This window comes from Micromonospora sp. NBC_00898, from assembly GCF_045207895.1.
Lineage (GTDB): Bacteria > Actinomycetota > Actinomycetes > Mycobacteriales > Micromonosporaceae > Micromonospora.
In genome coordinates this window covers 1,422,004-1,437,203 of the sequence record NZ_CP108775.1, presented here as the reverse complement: position 1 = coordinate 1,437,203, position 15,200 = coordinate 1,422,004, and the positions used below count along the sequence as shown (strand labels likewise).

General features: G+C 70.3%; 16 protein-coding genes and 3 pseudogenes. 10 read left to right on the top strand and 9 right to left on the bottom strand.

The window, feature by feature from the left end:
• Positions 1-51 precede the first annotated feature (51 nt).
• Together OG799_RS06825 and OG799_RS06820 are read left to right on the top strand one after the other, a co-directional pair.
• Positions 52-801, top strand: coding sequence for an SDR family oxidoreductase (locus tag OG799_RS06825; RefSeq protein WP_406044159.1), 750 nt, complete (start codon positions 52-54; stop codon positions 799-801).
• 69 nt (positions 802-870) lie between these two features.
• Positions 871-1,797, top strand: coding sequence for an RNA polymerase sigma-70 factor (locus OG799_RS06820; RefSeq protein WP_406044157.1), 927 nt, complete (start codon positions 871-873; stop codon positions 1,795-1,797).
• A 215-nt stretch (positions 1,798-2,012) separates the two neighbouring features.
• On the opposite strand, the gene OG799_RS06815 is transcribed toward OG799_RS06820, so the two are convergent.
• Together OG799_RS06815 and OG799_RS06810 are read right to left on the bottom strand one after the other, a co-directional pair.
• Positions 2,013-2,450, bottom strand: a complete 438-nt coding sequence (locus OG799_RS06815) for a hypothetical protein (RefSeq protein WP_406044155.1) — start codon at positions 2,448-2,450, stop codon at positions 2,013-2,015.
• On the bottom strand, positions 2,447-3,118 hold the full coding sequence (locus tag OG799_RS06810) for a helix-turn-helix transcriptional regulator (protein ID WP_406044153.1): 672 nt from the start codon (positions 3,116-3,118) through the stop codon (positions 2,447-2,449). The genes OG799_RS06815 and OG799_RS06810 overlap by 4 nt, the downstream gene beginning before the upstream one ends.
• A gap of 43 nt (positions 3,119-3,161) precedes the next feature.
• Here OG799_RS06810 and OG799_RS06805 point away from each other — a divergent pair, with 43 nt between their 5' ends.
• Positions 3,162-3,578, top strand: coding sequence for a group III truncated hemoglobin (locus tag OG799_RS06805; protein WP_406044151.1), 417 nt, complete (start codon positions 3,162-3,164; stop codon positions 3,576-3,578).
• A 100-nt stretch (positions 3,579-3,678) separates the two neighbouring features.
• Here OG799_RS06805 and OG799_RS06800 read toward each other — a convergent pair whose 3' ends face one another.
• Positions 3,679-4,917, bottom strand: coding sequence for an MFS transporter (locus tag OG799_RS06800; RefSeq protein ID WP_406044149.1), 1,239 nt, complete (start codon positions 4,915-4,917; stop codon positions 3,679-3,681).
• 78 nt (positions 4,918-4,995) lie between these two features.
• The gene (locus tag OG799_RS06795; RefSeq protein WP_406044146.1) at positions 4,996-5,478 is read right to left on the bottom strand and encodes a hypothetical protein; all 483 of its coding nucleotides are present in this window, start codon (positions 5,476-5,478) and stop codon (positions 4,996-4,998) included.
• 187 nt (positions 5,479-5,665) lie between these two features.
• Here OG799_RS06795 and OG799_RS06790 point away from each other — a divergent pair.
• Positions 5,666-6,064, top strand: a pseudogene (locus OG799_RS06790) (sigma-70 family RNA polymerase sigma factor); the annotation flags it as partial.
• Positions 6,065-6,312: 248 nt separating this feature from the next.
• Here OG799_RS06790 and OG799_RS06785 read toward each other — a convergent pair.
• Positions 6,313-7,515 carry a D-alanyl-D-alanine carboxypeptidase family protein gene (locus OG799_RS06785; protein WP_406044144.1) on the bottom strand — a complete coding sequence of 401 codons (1,203 nt, stop codon included), beginning with the start codon at positions 7,513-7,515 and terminating at the stop codon, positions 6,313-6,315.
• A 503-nt stretch (positions 7,516-8,018) separates the two neighbouring features.
• Here OG799_RS06785 and OG799_RS06780 point away from each other — a divergent pair.
• The 5 genes and pseudogenes from OG799_RS06780 to OG799_RS06760 all read left to right on the top strand — a co-directional run bounded on the left by OG799_RS06780 (position 8,019) and on the right by OG799_RS06760 (position 11,842).
• Entirely contained in the window at positions 8,019-8,150 is a 132-nt protein-coding gene (locus OG799_RS06780) for a hypothetical protein (protein WP_406044142.1), read from the top strand.
• A gap of 44 nt (positions 8,151-8,194) precedes the next feature.
• A complete protein-coding gene (locus OG799_RS06775; RefSeq protein WP_406044140.1) occupies positions 8,195-8,635 on the top strand; it encodes a VOC family protein in 441 nt (146 codons plus the stop codon).
• A gap of 301 nt (positions 8,636-8,936) precedes the next feature.
• Positions 8,937-10,371, top strand: a pseudogene (locus OG799_RS06770) (NF041680 family putative transposase).
• Positions 10,372-10,821: 450 nt separating this feature from the next.
• Positions 10,822-11,178, top strand: coding sequence for a hypothetical protein (locus OG799_RS06765; protein ID WP_406044138.1), 357 nt, complete (start codon positions 10,822-10,824; stop codon positions 11,176-11,178).
• A pseudogene (locus OG799_RS06760) lies at positions 11,178-11,842 on the top strand (nucleotidyl transferase AbiEii/AbiGii toxin family protein). The gene OG799_RS06765 and the pseudogene OG799_RS06760 overlap by 1 nt, the downstream one beginning before the upstream one ends.
• Before the next feature lie 45 nt (positions 11,843-11,887).
• Here OG799_RS06760 and OG799_RS06755 read toward each other — a convergent pair.
• Together OG799_RS06755 and OG799_RS06750 are read right to left on the bottom strand one after the other, a co-directional pair.
• Complete coding sequence (locus tag OG799_RS06755) at positions 11,888-12,358, bottom strand: UPF0158 family protein (protein WP_406044136.1); 471 nt, start codon at positions 12,356-12,358, stop codon at positions 11,888-11,890.
• 338 nt (positions 12,359-12,696) lie between these two features.
• Positions 12,697-12,948 carry a hypothetical protein gene (locus tag OG799_RS06750; protein WP_406044134.1) on the bottom strand — a complete coding sequence of 84 codons (252 nt, stop codon included), beginning with the start codon at positions 12,946-12,948 and terminating at the stop codon, positions 12,697-12,699.
• A gap of 944 nt (positions 12,949-13,892) precedes the next feature.
• Here OG799_RS06750 and OG799_RS06745 point away from each other — a divergent pair.
• Complete coding sequence (locus OG799_RS06745) at positions 13,893-14,159, top strand: hypothetical protein (RefSeq protein WP_406044132.1); 267 nt, start codon at positions 13,893-13,895, stop codon at positions 14,157-14,159.
• A 7-nt stretch (positions 14,160-14,166) separates the two neighbouring features.
• On the opposite strand, the gene OG799_RS06740 is transcribed toward OG799_RS06745, so the two are convergent.
• Together OG799_RS06740 and OG799_RS06735 are read right to left on the bottom strand one after the other, a co-directional pair.
• Positions 14,167-14,544 carry a hypothetical protein gene (locus OG799_RS06740; protein ID WP_406044130.1) on the bottom strand — a complete coding sequence of 126 codons (378 nt, stop codon included), beginning with the start codon at positions 14,542-14,544 and terminating at the stop codon, positions 14,167-14,169.
• An 86-nt stretch (positions 14,545-14,630) separates the two neighbouring features.
• Complete coding sequence (locus OG799_RS06735) at positions 14,631-15,191, bottom strand: GNAT family N-acetyltransferase (RefSeq protein WP_406044128.1); 561 nt, start codon at positions 15,189-15,191, stop codon at positions 14,631-14,633.
• Positions 15,192-15,200 lie beyond the last annotated feature (9 nt).

Genomic DNA, 15,200 nt, shown 5'->3' with positions numbered 1-15,200 from the left:
GACAATGGCGGTGCCAGGATGCACCGCCGGCAGACAGGAAGTGATCCCATCATGAAGATCGTCGTCATCGGCGGCAGCGGACTCATCGGCTCGAAGGTCGTGGCCATCCTCGGCAAGCAGGGCCACGAAACGGTGGCGGCCTCCCCCAAGTCCGGCGTCAACACGCTGACCGGGGCGGGCCTGGCCGAGGCGCTCGACGGCGCCGACGTCGTCGTCGACGTGTCGAACTCCCCCTCGTTCGCCGACGCCGACGTGCTGAAGTTCTTCGAGACGTCCACCCGCAACCTCCTCGCCGCGGAGGCCGCGGCCGGCGTACGGCACCACGTGGCGCTCTCGGTCGTCGGCGCCGACCGGCTCCCGGACAGCGGGTACATGCGGGCGAAGGTCGCCCAGGAGAAGCTGATCTCGGCGTCCGGGCTCCCCTGGTCGGTCGTGCGGGCGACCCAGTTCTTCGAGTTCGTGCCGGGCATCGTCGACAGCGCGACGGTGGGCGACACCGTGCACCTCGCCCCGGTGCTGATCCAGCCGATGGCCGCCGACAACGTGGCGGCGGCGGTGGCCGAGGCGGCGGCGGGCACGCCGACGAATGCGGTCGTCGAGGTCGGCGGCCCGGAGCAGTTCCGCCTCGACGAGCTGGGCCGGGCCACCCTGGCGGCCCGGCACGACACCCGCGCGGTGGTGGGCGACCCGGCGGCGCCGTACTTCGGCGCGGTGCTGGCGGAACGCTCGCTGGTGCCGGCCGACGGCGCCCGCCGCGCCGAAACCCGCCTCGAGGACTGGCGCACAGCCCAGGCCGGCTAGTGGCTCGCGGGGGCGGCCGCTCCGGAGACGGCCGCCCCCGCGACCCGCGGGGGCGCCTAGGTTGTGGGGGTGAGCAGCGAGCCGGACACCGCGGGCCCCGCCCGGTCAACCAGAGGCGGGGACACGGTCCCGGCGACGGATGTGGCGGCGTTCCTGGCCGTCCGCCCGCGACTGTTCGGGCTCGCCTACCGGATGCTCGGCAGCGTCGCCGAGGCCGAGGACGTCGTGCAGGACGCGTGGCTGCGCTGGCAGGGCGCCGACCGTCGAGCCGTGTACAACCCGGCGGCGTTCCTCACCACCACCACGACCCGGCTGGCGATCAACGCCGCGACGTCGGCGCGGTCCACCCGCGAGAGGTACGTCGGGCCCTGGCTCCCCGAGCCGGTGGACACCTCCGCCGACCCGACGCTGGGCGCCGAGCGGGCGGAGGCGCTGGACCTGGCGGTCCTGCTGCTGCTGGAGAAGCTCACCCCGACCGAGCGGGCCGCCTACGTGCTGCGGGAGGCGTTCGGCTACCCGTACCGGGAGATCGGCGCGGTGCTGGACACCTCCGAGGCCAACGTCCGCCAGCTCGCCGGCCGGGCACGGCGGCACCTCGCCTCGGACCGGTCGATACCCACCCGCCCCCAGGAGCGGCGCCGGCTGGCCGAGGTGTTTCTCGCCGCCGCCCGCGACGGCGACCTGGCCGCCTTGGAGCGGCTCCTCACCGCGGACGTGATCGCCCACTCCGACGGCGGCGGCCAGGTGCCCGCCGCCCGCAAGGACGTGCGGGGCGTAGCCCGGGTGGCGAACCTCCTGGACAACGTCCTCCGCAAGTACTGGTACGCCGCGACCTTCCGGCTCGTCGAGGCCAACGGCGACGCCGCGCTGCTCGTGCTCGACGCCGACGGCAACCCGCTGGCCGTCGTCGCCCTGGACGCCTCGGCGCGCGGGATCGAAGGGCTGCTCCTGGTGCTCAACCCGGACAAGCTGCGGGAGTTCGCGGCCGGCGGCTGAGCGGAGGGCCGGCGGGGTGATCGCCCAGTTCGTCCGGCGCCACCGGCAGGGCGCAGCCGACGAGCGCTAGATCCTTGGGTTCGAGAATCTGAACACGTGGGTCGGGTTTTCAGGCTGCGGTTTGAGTCGTGCTCGGGCGATGTAGTCGTTGACGTGGTGGTTGATGGCGGTGAGGGCTCACCGACCCACGTGTTCAGATTCTCGAACCCCAGGATCTAGCGCAGCAGTCGTCCGGCGAGCGACCAGCCGAGCAGCACCAGGGTGACGATCTTGATCAGCTCCAGCGCCACGTACCACAGGTGCAGCGTGGAGGCGGGCGGCTGGTGGCCGTCGATGATCAGCTGGGCACGCCGGTCGAGCAGCGGGCGCAGGACGGCGGCCTGGGTGAGCAGGACCAGCCAGAGGGCGCCGATCCCCGCCCAGCGGGCCGCGCCGATCGACGCCCCGAGCACCGCCACGGTCAGCCCCGCCAGCAGGACGAACTCGACCGCGTTCAGGGCGCGGAAGACCAGACGGCCGATGCCCAGGCCGACCGGCAGGGTGATGCCCGGCGCCCGGAACTTCAGCGGCGCCTCGATGAGCGAGATGGCGATCACCATCCCCAGCCAGAGGAAGGGAACGGCCAGCGTGACAATGTCCCGGAGCCTGGTCATGAGCGGACGGGCCCTTTCCCGGTGGGGGTGAGCCGGGCGACACAGACGCCCGGCCGGGCGAACGGGATCAACTCGGCGGCCAGGCCCGGCGCCGCCGCCTCGACGACCTCCCGGAGCAGGCCGCGGTGCATGGCGCAGACCACGTCGGGGTGGCGCCGGGCGACCTCCAGGAACGGGCATGCGTGCAGGTCGATCTGGACGGTGGCGGCGTCGGCCGCGCGCTCCGGCTCGAAGCCCAGCTCGGTGAAGAGGGCCAGCGCCCGGGCGGTGGCGACACCCACGGGATCGGCGCCGGGCGGAGCGGCGGAGCGGACGTCGCCGCGCAGCCAGGAGCGGCCGGCCTGCTCGGCCAGCTCACCCGCGCCCCGGTCGTCGAGCTGGGCCGCCAGCACCTGGCTGAGGAACTGGTACCCGGTCGACGGCACCGGCGGCGTGACGCTGCGGTAGACCGTTTGTGGGCGTCCACGACCGCGCCGCGGGCCGGGCCCGCTGCTGACGAAGCCCGCCTCGACCAGCACCTCGAGGTGGAAACGGACCGTGTTGGCGTGCAGTCCGGTGACGGTGACCAGCTCGCTGACGCCGGTCGGACCGTCCGCCGCGCGGAGCGTGTCGAGGATCCGGCGCCGGCTCTGCACGGCGAGTGCGCCGTAGCTCACGTCTTCCACCACGGACCTATTTTATATGATGGGCATAGTGAAAAAGGAGTGCCCCATGGCCGACATCGCCGACCGCGCCGACATCACCGCCCTGGTGACCGACTTCTACCGCCGGGCCTTCGCCGACGACCTGCTCGGTCCGGTCTTCATCGAGGTGGCGCGGATGGACCTCACGGCCCACCTGCCGATCATGTGCGACTTCTGGGAGACCGTGCTGTTCCGCACCGGCGCGTACCACGGGAACGCCCTCCGCCTGCATGTGGACCTGCACCGACGGGAGCCCCTGACCGAGCGGCACTTCGACCGCTGGTGGGAGTTGTGGTGCGGCACCATCGACGACCGGCACGCCGGCCCCAAGGCCGAGCTGGCCAAGGTGCAGGCCGGCCGGATCGCGCAGTCGATGCTGCGGCGCCTCAACGGCGGCACCGGCAGCGAGCACCGCACCATCCGGACCCGGCAACCCTCGTCCTGACCCCCGGGCCCCGCCAACCCCGCCCACGGTCACCGGCCCGACGTCAGCTCCGGGCGCCGAGCAGCGCACCTCGGCGGCCGGCCGAGCGCCGTCAGCGAAGTCATCGCCGTACCCTGTCCGCGGTCGTCACGACCGGCGCCAGTCCCTCCTCGTCGGCCGCCGTGACGGGCGCGCGGCCGGCATCCCGCGGCAGCAGGCGCCGGTAGGACGCGCCGACCGCCACGGTCAGGCAGATCGCCGCGGCGGCGATGAGCGTCGGTCGGCCACCGAGGTGGACGGTGGCGGAGCCGAGTGGGATCGCCAGCGCGATGGGCCCGAACATCGCGGTGTTGGCAGTCGCCGCCACCCGGCCGAGCACCGCCGTCGCCGTGCGCGTCTGCACCGCGGTCACCGCCGCGACCAGGGCCCACGGCAGGCCGACGCCGGCGACCACGGAGGCGGCCACCACGCCGGGCCACCAGGGCAGGCAGCGCAGCAGGCAGCTCAGGGCGAACAGCACCGTACCGACGACACCGACGGTGACCGGACCCCACCGGGCGATGAGCCGGCCCGCTACCAGGCCACCGAGGATCGACCCCGCCCCCTGCGCGCTGAGCAGCACGCCGAGGAACGTCGTCGGGAGGCCCAGCGCCGTGGTGACGATCGCGTAGTTGGCAGCCGTCGTGAAGCCGGACATGGCGATCGACACCGCCGCCAGGACGACCGTGACCCGCATCGCCCGCTGTCCGGACAGGACGGCGAATCCGGCGCGCAGACCACGGTATCGCGTCGTCGGCCGGTCCAGCGGCGTCCGCGACAGTCGGACGGCCGCGTACAGGAAGGCGACGAGCACCGGCATCACCGCACTGAGCACGGCGACCGCGTGGCCGCCGCGCCAGGCGTACAGGCCCGCGCCGGCCAGGGGCGCGACCAGCTTCATGCCCTCCTGGGCACTGGACCGCCAGCCGTTGACGTCGCCGAGTTGCTCGGGCGACAGCGCGGCCGGCAGCAGCGCGGTCTCGCCGGCGTCGATCAGCACGTAACTGACACCGTAGGCGCCCGACACGGCGAAGATGAGCCAGGTCTGGTTCGGCCCTCGAACGGCCAACAGACTCAGCAGGACGGTGGACAGTGTGAGGTTGACCCCGATCACCAGGGGTCGCCTCGGCGCCCGGTCCAGCAGGCCGCCCAACCATGGGCCGGCGAGCGTCGGGGCGAACACGCAGAGCCCCGCGAGGGCCGCGAGGCTGTCGGAGCCGGTGAGGTCGAGGATCCAGATCCCGGCCACCAGGGACATCGCGCTGCTGCCGAAGCCGGACAGCAGCGATATCGCCACGAACAGTCCGGCGTTGCGACGCATGAGCCCTCCCATGGATTGAGCCGAGATGGCTCACATCCTCAAACCTGAGCGGAGCGCAGGCAATATTGGCAGAGCTTGTCATTGTTTCGTTGACAGCAGGTCGTCCAGTCTCGCCGCGACGGCCTGGACCGGTGCGGGCAGGCGATCGCGTCCCGCGTCGGCGAGGTCGGCCGCGAGGTGCGAGGCCAACGCGTAGAGCGAGCCGGGGTCGGCGTCAAGGGCGACCTCGACGGTGCTACGCACCAGGGCAGCCCGTCGAAAGCGCACATCCCAGCGCCGGTCGGCGGCGATCCACCGCTGAAGCTCCGAAACGGCCGTGCGTATCGCCGCCACCCGCCCTGAATACCGCAGGTCAAGATCCTGCCGCCGGGACCGGCGGGCGGCCACCAGCCGTTGGCGGCGCTGCTCGGCGGCCTGCCGACTGCCGAGGCCCAGCGCGGCGGCTACCTGCGCCCACGTCGCGCCGCCGTGGCGGGCGCGGTCGATGAGCTCCAGCTCCCGCTCGTCCAGCCGGGCCCGGGCGGCCCCCACCTCGGCCAGCTGGACCAACTCGGACGTCACGCGTCAACGATATATTGACACATGCCCGTGTCCCAGCCGGCCGAGCCGAATCGAGCCGGCCCACGCCATCCCCCGTCAGATCGATCAATCGGGTGGTCGCAGGTTCGCGGATCGGTGCGGGCGTCGGCGCCGCGAAGGGGCGACTGGGGCCCCGTGCTCCCTGCCGGCGTCGAGGTGGCCGGATCCGTCGATCACCGAGGCGAACAGCACCCTCACCCATACGTTGGGGCGCTCGCCGACCGTGGCCGACATCGCGACCTACCTCGAACTGCCCGAGGAGACGGTCCTGGAAGGACTGGAGGGAGCCCGAGCCTACCGAGCGACCTCACTGTCAACTCCGACCGGCGCTGACGGCCAAATGGAACTTGGCGACACTCTCGGCGTCCACGACCACGAGCTGAACTTCGTCGAGCTCCGCGTCGCCCTCGGCCCGGCCCTCGCCACGCTGCCGGAACGCGAACCCAGGATCCTGACCATGCGCTTCCACGGCAACCTCACCCAGTCCCAGATCGCCGAGCAGATCGGCGTCTCGCAGACGCACGTCTCCCGGCTCATCACCCGAGCGCTGGCCACACTGCGCGGTCGCCCCTCCGACGTGCGCCTGAACCGCCGATCCCGGGCCGTCAGACCCGGCGGCGCGCCCTGTCGACCCGGCCCTCGCGGAGATCGACGCCCAGGTACATGACGGGCAACGGCGACAACGGCGCCGGCGGCGGACTTCTTCCGGACGGAACGGGCCTGGCTGTACGTCGTCATGCTGACCATCGGATACCTGGTCAGCCGCGGCCTCGCCAAGGCCGGCAGCCGCTCCACCGGCGCTGGCGGCGGTGGTGGTCAGCGGTGGTGGCGGATGCGATCCCAGGTGCTCGGTGGTTCCATGCCGGTACCGGTGCGCAGCGCCGTGCCGACCGGCCTGCCGCCGGTGTTGACGGTGAGTCTGCCATGTTCGGCGCCGGCCGCGATCCGCGACGGCACGGCCGGGATCCGGGCGTCGATCCGTACCCGCAGGCCCGGCCAGCCGACCACCTCGACCTTCTCGGCGGCATTGATGGTGGTGCCGGTGCCCAACGGGCCGCGTACGGTGGCAACCTGCTCGCCGGCCTCGACCAGCGTGTGGACGGCGAGCGCGGCCGCCGTCGACCGCAGCAGCGACCGGGTCACCGCGAACACCCGCTCCAGTTGGACCGGGGTGTCGGCGCCGGGCTGGCCCAGTACGGCACCGACGATGGTGAGCTTCCGGCCGCCGACGTTGACCACCGCCGCGAAGACGAGGCAGCCGCCGGCCTCGTCGGTGGAGCCGGTCTTGATCCCCACCACGCCGTTGCGGCCGACCAGCTCGTTGTAGTTCTTCACCGTACCGGCCACCGGCAGGGTCGCCTGCTTCTGCTTGACGATCTCCGCGAACGCCGGCAACGCCATCGCCTTGCCCGCCAGAACCACCTGGTCCCGAGCGGTGCTGACGGTGTCGGGATCGAGGCCGGACGGGTCGGTGTAGTGAGTGCCGGACATGCCGAGTCGGTCCGCGGTGGCGTTCATCTTCTCGACGAACGCGGCCACGCTGCCGGAGTCCCAGGCGGCGAGGATGCGCGCCATGTTGTTCGCCGACGGCAGCATCACCGCCTGCAGCGCCTGCCGTTCGGTGATCACCTCACCAGCCCGCACCTCGACGAGCGACTCGCCGCGCGCCTTCTCCGCCGGGTACGCGGCGGCCTGCTCGGCGCTGACCGTGAGCTCGGGCCCCTGCTCGCCGACGCCGAGGGGGTGTTCGGTCAGGATGACGTAGGCCGTCATCACCTTCGTCACGCTCGCGATCGGCAGTGACTTCGATCCGCCGGAGGTGCCGAGCGTGCCGAGCCCGTCGATCGAGATCATCGCCTGGCCCGAACGTGGCCAGGGCAGCCGCGGCGCCGTACCGGGGATGGTCATCGACGCGGGCAGCGTCAGCTCGACCGTCGGGTTGGGCAGCGGGTGCCGCAGCGGCGTGACGGCGTACAGCGCGCCGCCGAGGAGCAACAGCGCCAGCAGACCGCTCAGCACCCATGGCAGGCGACGCCGGCCACGCCGGAGCGGCGGCGCTGGTGGTACTCGGCTGAACTCCACGGTCCGCACGTCCCCGTACATCGCGTTTCCTTCCCCGTGACAAAATGCAGCATGTTAGCAGGTTCGGCCCGTGCAGACGGGCCGTCTGCTGTTCGCCTCGATGGTGCTGCTCTGGGGGTCAGCGGCCCTGTCGGCGATCGTGGAAAACATCCCCTACGTCGCCACCATGAGCCCGGTCGTCGCCGACCTCGTCCACGCCCAGGGCGACACAACAGGTCCATGTGCTCTGGTGGGCTCTCGCCCTCGGCGCCGACCTCGGCGGCAACGCCACCGCCGTCGGCGCCTCCGCCAACGTCGTCGTCCTCGGCCTCGCCGAAAGCGCTGGCCAACCGGAGCGCAGGAAGGTGGCGAGCAGCGGCCGACTTCGCTCCCTGACCCGCGCGCCGGCATTCGGTTGCAGGTCCCTCTAGTGCACGTCATCGCACCGGGAGCGATGTCCCATGCCCGCTATCAGCACGCCCTCAATCGGGGTCCGGGCGGTCCTGCGCGCTCCGCAGGTGCTGCGGGTGCTCGTCGCCGCCCAGGTCGGCCGGCTGCCGTCGGCCTCCGCTGTTCGGACCGGCGGTAGTTGAGCACGCACTGCTCACGGGCCACTACCACCCCTATCCTCGGGGATATGACGATTCAGCGGATGGACCACGTCGGCGTCGTTGTCGACGACCTTGAGGCTGCTACTGCGTTCTTTGTCGAACTTGGTATGGAGCTGGAGGGCGAGGCACCAGTCGAGGGACGTTGGGTGGACCGTGTCGTCGGGCTCGACGACGTCCGAGTCGACATCGCAATGATGCGGACCCCGGACGGCCACGGCCGGCTTGAGCTGACGAAGTTCCACACGCCGACGGCGGTCAGCGCTGAGCCGGAAAACGCACCGGCGAACACGCTGGGCATACGTCGCATCATGTTCGCCGTCGAAGACATTGAGGACGTCCTTGCCCGCCTGCACACCCACGGCGCCGAACTCGTTGGCGAGCTGGAGCAGTACGAGGACAGCTATCGGCTCTGTTACGTCCGCGGCCCCGAGGGCATCATCGTCGCACTGGCCGAGCAGCTCAGCTGAAGGCTGCCAAAGGGGCCGTTCACCCAAAGAATCATCCGGGCACGGTAGCAGCAAGATCCGCGGCAAGCCCGCCGCCCGTCAACGAGCCTGGACCCTCGAAGACATCAACGCCTGACACTTCTCAAACACGCTCTCAGCTTGTTCTTTAACCTCCGGTGTCCGGCGGGTTGGACGATCCCGTGTGGACGCGGCGTGTCGTGGAGACGGAAGACGGCCACCGTTTGATGATCTTCGGGTTCCCTCGCAGGACACGAAGATCAAGGCGGTGGCCGTGGCCACGATTCTGGACTACCTGAGCGGTCTGGGGTTACCCGACACGCCCACGACCGACCCCGCATCGGTGCTAGCGGGATTGCGTCGGGACCTCTACCAGTGCTTGACCCGGCGGGGCGGACGTGTTGTTCGAGCTCACCGACGCGGTGCTGTGCGCGGACGGGCCGGTGCACAGTCTGGTCGATCTCACGCTGACGGCCGAGCACCGACGTGGTCACGGCGCCCTGTACGACGGGTTGAACAGCGGCCGCATCGACATCGACCGGCTACGCACGACGCTGGCCGGTCTGCCGCTGCCGAGGACCGCGGACGGGCGGATCGTCCTGGCGGTCGATGTCACTAACTGGCTGCGCCCGGACGCGTCGACCTCGGCGGATCGGCTGTTCTGCCACGTCTACGGCAGGGCGAAGGGTCAGGCCCAGCTGATTCCCGGCTGGCCGTACTCGTTCGTCGCCGCGCTGGAATCGGGTCGCACCAGCTGGACCGGGGTGCTGGACGCGGTCCGACTCGGACCGCCCGACGACGCCACTGCCGTGACCGCCGATCAGCTCCGCGACGTCGTCAACCGTCTCATCGCCGCAGGGCACTGGCGCGACGGCGATCCTGAGATCCTTGTCGTCGCCGACACCGGCTACGACATCACCCGACTGGCGTTTGTCCTCGCCGATCTGCCGGTGCGGCTACTCGGTCGCCTGCGCACCGACCGGGTACTACGACTACCCAAACCGCCCCGAGCGGCCAGCGCCACCGGCCGCCCACCCAAGCACGGACCCGAGTTCCGCCTGGACAACCCGGACACGTGGCCGACGCCGCAGCACCACACCACCACCGCCACGACCCGCTACGGCACCGCCAACGCCTGCAGCTGGGACCGGCTGCACCCGCGCTTGACCCGCCGCACCTGCTGGATCGACCACGATGGTGACCTGCCCGTCATCGCCGGCACCCTGATCCGGCTGCAGGTCGAGCACCTACCCGGCGACCGCAACCCCAAGCCCGTGTGGCTGTGGTGCTCCGCCGTCGGCGCCACCGCCACGGACGTCAACCGGTGGTGGCAGGCGTTCCTGCGCCGCTTCGACCTGGAGCACACGTTCCGGCTGTTCAAACAGACCCTCGGCTGGACCCGCCCGAAACTGCGTACTCCCGAGGCCGCCGACCGCTGGACCTGGCTGATCATCGCCGCCCACACCCAACTCCGCCTCGCCCGACCCCTCGCCGCTGACCTGCGCCGCCCCTGGGAACGACCCACCGCACCAGGCCGGCTCACTCCCGCCCGGGTCCGCCGAGGATTTCGGAACCTACGCACGAACAGCGCCCTACCCGCTGGTGCGCCGAAACCCGCAAGACCAGGCCCCGGACGCCCACCCGGCTCCACCAACCGCCGACCAGCACCCCGCCACGACGTCGGTAAAACCGCCAAACGTGACCTGAGCATCACCGCACGTAAACAGCGCACAGGCTAAAGATCAAGCTCAGTTAGTCACCCGGGTACGACGAGAGGGCATATCCATCGATGAGAGATGCCCTCTGAACAGTGTCGGGTCGGCCGGATTCGAACCGACGACCCCCCAGTTTCACAACGATTCTGTCACGCCATGCCGAACAGGTCGAAACATCCTTAGAAGCGGACAGAAACAACGGCCCGAAATGCTGTTCCGTCCCGCGTCTTACCGCCTCATCCGCAGGTTGCGATCTTCTCCGTTACCGGGCTCGTTACCGCGGATCGTCAAGCACTTCCCATGCCAGGCAGTCCGGCCGGGCTCCTGCGTCGCGCGACCGTCGGCGGCTCCGACCATCGATCGGCAGACTGGACGGGTCCGACACAGTGACGCGACCCCCTCCCTCGCAGCAACGTCGACTACCGTGGGTCTTAACGTTGTCGTCAGGAAACAGCCTGAGGAGGCTGGTCGATCATGGGTGGTGCCAACACCGGCGGAGCGCCGGCCGGTTCCCGCTACGCCGACCAGCGGCCCTACGTCGTCGCAGACCGGCTCGAGGACCTGCGAGGACCGACGAGGGGCGTGGTGAGCCTGGATCGCCGGCTCGACTGGTCCGGGCGGGCGCGCTACGACCTGGGCAACCCTCGGCGCCTGGCAAGCATGTACGAAACCGTGTTGCGCGAGGCCACCACTCCCGACGACCTCACCCGATGGCTGAGTGGCGCGACCCTGCTACGCCTGTGGCCGAGCCTCGTGTTGCCCCCGCAGGTTCGCAGACTGTGGGAAGCACGGATTCCCGAACTGGCCAGCGCGCGCCGACGCGCCGCATAGTGGCCGACCAGACCGCGCCGATCCATCGCCGGCTGGCGCAGATCGCCCTGCAGGTCGGCGGCCGGTACGGGTTCGCGTTGGCCGGCGGGCATGCAATCGCCGCACACGGGATCCTCGACCGCCCAGCGAAGACGTCGATCTGTTCGCCGACTGGCAACGCCGCGCCGACTTCCCCACCGCCGTGGACGAGGTGATCGCCGCCTATCGTGCCGAAGGCTACCGGGTCCACATCGACCTTCGACTCGACACATTCGCTCGGCTGCACGTCACCGACCTCGCTCATCCAGATCAGCAGCACCGCGTGGAACTGGTCGCGAACTGGCGCGCCCAGCCGCCCGTCCAGATGGACATCGGCCCGGTCCTGCACCCCGATGACGTCATGGCCGGCAAGATGGACGCCCTCTACAACCGGGCAGCCGCCCGCGACTTCCTCGACATCGACGCCGCCATCACCAGCGGCCGATACACCCTCGACCAGCTCTGCGACCTCGCGCACGCCGCCGACGACGGATTCGACCGAGCGATGTTCGCCGCGATGCTCCGCCACGTCGACCGCTTCGACGACGAAGACTTCACCGACTACGGCTTGACGCCGAACGAGATCGCCGGAATGCGAGCCCGCGTCTCCGCATGGCGGACCGCCCTACTTCGAGAAATCGAGTAGGGACCGGCCTCCTGCCTCGCGCCTCCGCCTACTCGCCCGTTCGTCTCACGGCACGTCCGGATCTCGGTGCTCGCTCCGACAGCTGCTCGCGGCAGCGTCATCGATCAGGGAGTTGTCGAGAAGCCAGTCGATGGCCCGGCGGGTTGCCCGAACGTGCTGGAAGGCGTGCCAGGCTGTCAGCAGGTGCGGATACTCCTCGTGCAGTTCGTCCTTGAACCGGCGGAAGGCGCCCCTGCCCTGGATGGCTCGCTGGAGCCTGCGGCCCGCCTGCTCGTCGCTGATTCGCTCGGCGAAGTCGGCCATGTCGCGGTGCCAGACGGAGGACGGTAGCGCCTCGATGGGGACCAGGTCGAGTTCGTCGAGGTCCACGGGCGTCTTCCCGTCGATGCCGCCGTCTGCCGTCCACATCATGATCTCCCCGCTGGCCGGATCGATGAGCCAGCGGTACTCGTACGTGCTCTGGTCCTGCAGCGCCGTTGCGATCTCTTCGAGATCGAGGTGGCGTACGTCGAGCATGGTGTCCGCTCCCGTTGCCGTGGTCGTCGGCAACTACGGTAGGTCCGCTTCCCTCTCGGCCGCGAGACTGCCGGCCCGGCGATTGTCAGCACGGGGACCGAGGCCGTGAGGTGACTACTGCTCCAGCAACCCGGAATCGGGAGACCGGTCAGCTACAGCCCAGCGGCGTCGAGGGTCTTGAGGAACGTCGGCCGGCGCTTGTGCTCAACCCGCAGCTCCGCGAGGTACTGCCCAAACGCCGCATGTTCTCCGGTGGCCTGGTACGCCGCTCGCAGGGCGGGGAGCAACGCGACGGCCCGCCGGTAGCGCCGCTTGTCGGCCGAGTTGAGGATCGCCTGCTAGACGAGGTCCCGGTACGGCTGGATCACCTCCTCCGGATGCGTCACGGCCCGCCTCTGCAGCAGGGTCTGCCACTGCGGCCCGCCGAGCCACCGCCGGTGGTGCATGGCCTCCCGCCAGGCCTGATCGTCGCGGCCCACTGCCAGCAGCACGTCGACCAGCTCGGAGGCGTACGCGGGCTGCTGGGTGATCCGGTCGCGCAGCACCCCCAGAGCCCACGCCGTCGGATCGTCGCCGCCTACCGTTTCCACGGTGTCGATCAACGATCGGTATCCGGCAGCAGCGGGGTGCCGTGCGAACTCCTCCCGCCGGACCCGCACGGCACCCGGCGCATCGCAGGCGGCGATGAGCCATGTCGACCAGGAGGTCACGGAGCCGGTCGGTGTAGGGCGAGCCGGCGTTGGCGGCCACGCCCCGCCGGGCCCAGTCGATTGCCTCGTCCCGGCGTCCGGTGGCATGTAGCGCCTCGGCGATCCGTTGGTACTGCACGGCGTTGGTAAGGTGCTCGGCCAGCACCGCGACGTACCGGTCGACATCTCCCGACACCTCAGCGAGCTGCTCGCGCAGGTCACGCACCGCGAACGCGCCGGTCCACGACTCCGTGTCGGCCACACGTGCCCGCTCGGCGACCAGCCGCTCCACCTCCGCGATCCCCCGCTTCCCCAGCGCGGGAGCGAAGTCGGCCAGTCGGACGCGGGGCCAGCCGGGACCGTCGCACTCCAGCTTCACCAGCCAGCCGGCCAGGCTGAGCGGGTTTGGCAGTGCCGCCACGCATGCCTTCGCGTACAGGTCCATGAGCTCCTGCAGGTCGTCTCCGATGATTCCGGAGGAGTCATCCAGGTACATCAGGGCCCGCGTGATGCGGTCGACGGCCTTGCGCAACACCGGCACCGCGAGATCCGCCCGACCCTCGGCGACCAACCGATCACACTCCTCGGCCACCTGGCGGGCGGTCTGCGAGTACTCACGTCGACGCCGGTAGGGATCCCGCCGGCGATCCCAGCGCAGCCGGTCCACCAACACCGTCAGATCGTCACCGGTCATCTGTCCATCTCAGCAGACCGCGACCCGGCCTCGGGAACGCGCCGCCCTATCGTGTGGGGCGTGCCGAATGACCAGGATCTGGACAACGCGATCGACGCGATCGTCGTCGACGCCTACGGCGCCGACGAGCAACACAGCGCGTTCCTCCGCCGTGATCGAGGACGAAACACTCCTGCCCACCGCGGCCACTCTGCTGGACACCCCGGTCACCGTCACCTCGATCGACTACACGAACGAGGCACGCGGCATCGTCGCCACCTGCCAAGGCCCGGATGGCGCGGGCGAGGTCACCCTCGCCGACCTGGCGTTCCCGCCGCACACGGTCACCGCCTGGATCCACGCCGCCTACCGGCGTTACCTCGGCCTCACGCCGTTCCCGGCCCGGCCCAGGCCCGAGTGGACCTGGCCCAGCACCTGACGACGCCTCAGCGACGGCGGGCGTACGCGGCCAGCCGCTCGCTGACCGGGCTGACCCGCGGTCGCGGCGCCCGTCGGAAGTGCTCCGGCTTGTATGCGCGGAGAAGTTCCTCGCCGTCGCGGGTCCAGTCGAAACGCGGCTTCTTCAGCAGCCGCCGGAACACCACACTGGCCCGCTCGGGATCACGCGCGGCCAGCCGACGCAGCACCAGCGGGCAGACGCTGTCATCCTGCAGGTACGCCAGCGTGTGCTCCCGGTAGCGGCGGCGGCGCAGCAGGTCCGGATCCGCGAACGCCGTTTCCACCAACCCGAACTCGGCGTAGAAACCCAACCCGTCAATCTCGTCGTAGATCATCGCCACCGTCTCCGCGTCCACGACATCCAACTACATCCTCGCCGCCTACATGGCCTCCGGCACGTAGCAGCGGCGGCGACACGCGGCTTTGCCGATGAGCGGATGTTTACATCAGCTCAGCGAGAGGTCGGTGGCCGACCGTTGAGAATGCGCTCGAAGAGGTGGCTGTCCTGCCATCTGCCGTTGATATACAAGTAGTTGCGTGCCGTCCCGAACTGCTCGAACCCGTTTTTCGTCAGCACCCGCTGCGAGGCAACGTTCGCCCGATTCGTGCTTGCTTGGACCCTGTGCAGGCCGAGATCCCGGTCGGCGAAACGGCAGAGTGCGCCAACCGCGGCGCTGGCGAGTCCTCGTCTGACCTCAGCGACATCCACCCAGTACCCCAGATTGGCGCTGCACAGCGGACCGAACGCAATCGTGTTGAGCGACGCGCATCCCACCACCAGATCGTCACGCTGCATCGCGCAGGCCAGCAGCGTGCCTTCCTTTTGCTGCTGCATCAGCGAGTCAAGCCGCCTGCGCTGGCCATCAAGGGTCCAGAAGGAGTTGGGTCGCTCCGGATCGAAGGGACGCAGGTGCTCGCGATTGCGCACGTACGCATCGAGTAGCGCGGGTGCGTCGCCGCTGTTGAGTGGACGCAGTAAGACCCCACCTGGCAGCACCGCACTAGCGATCATCCTGGCAGC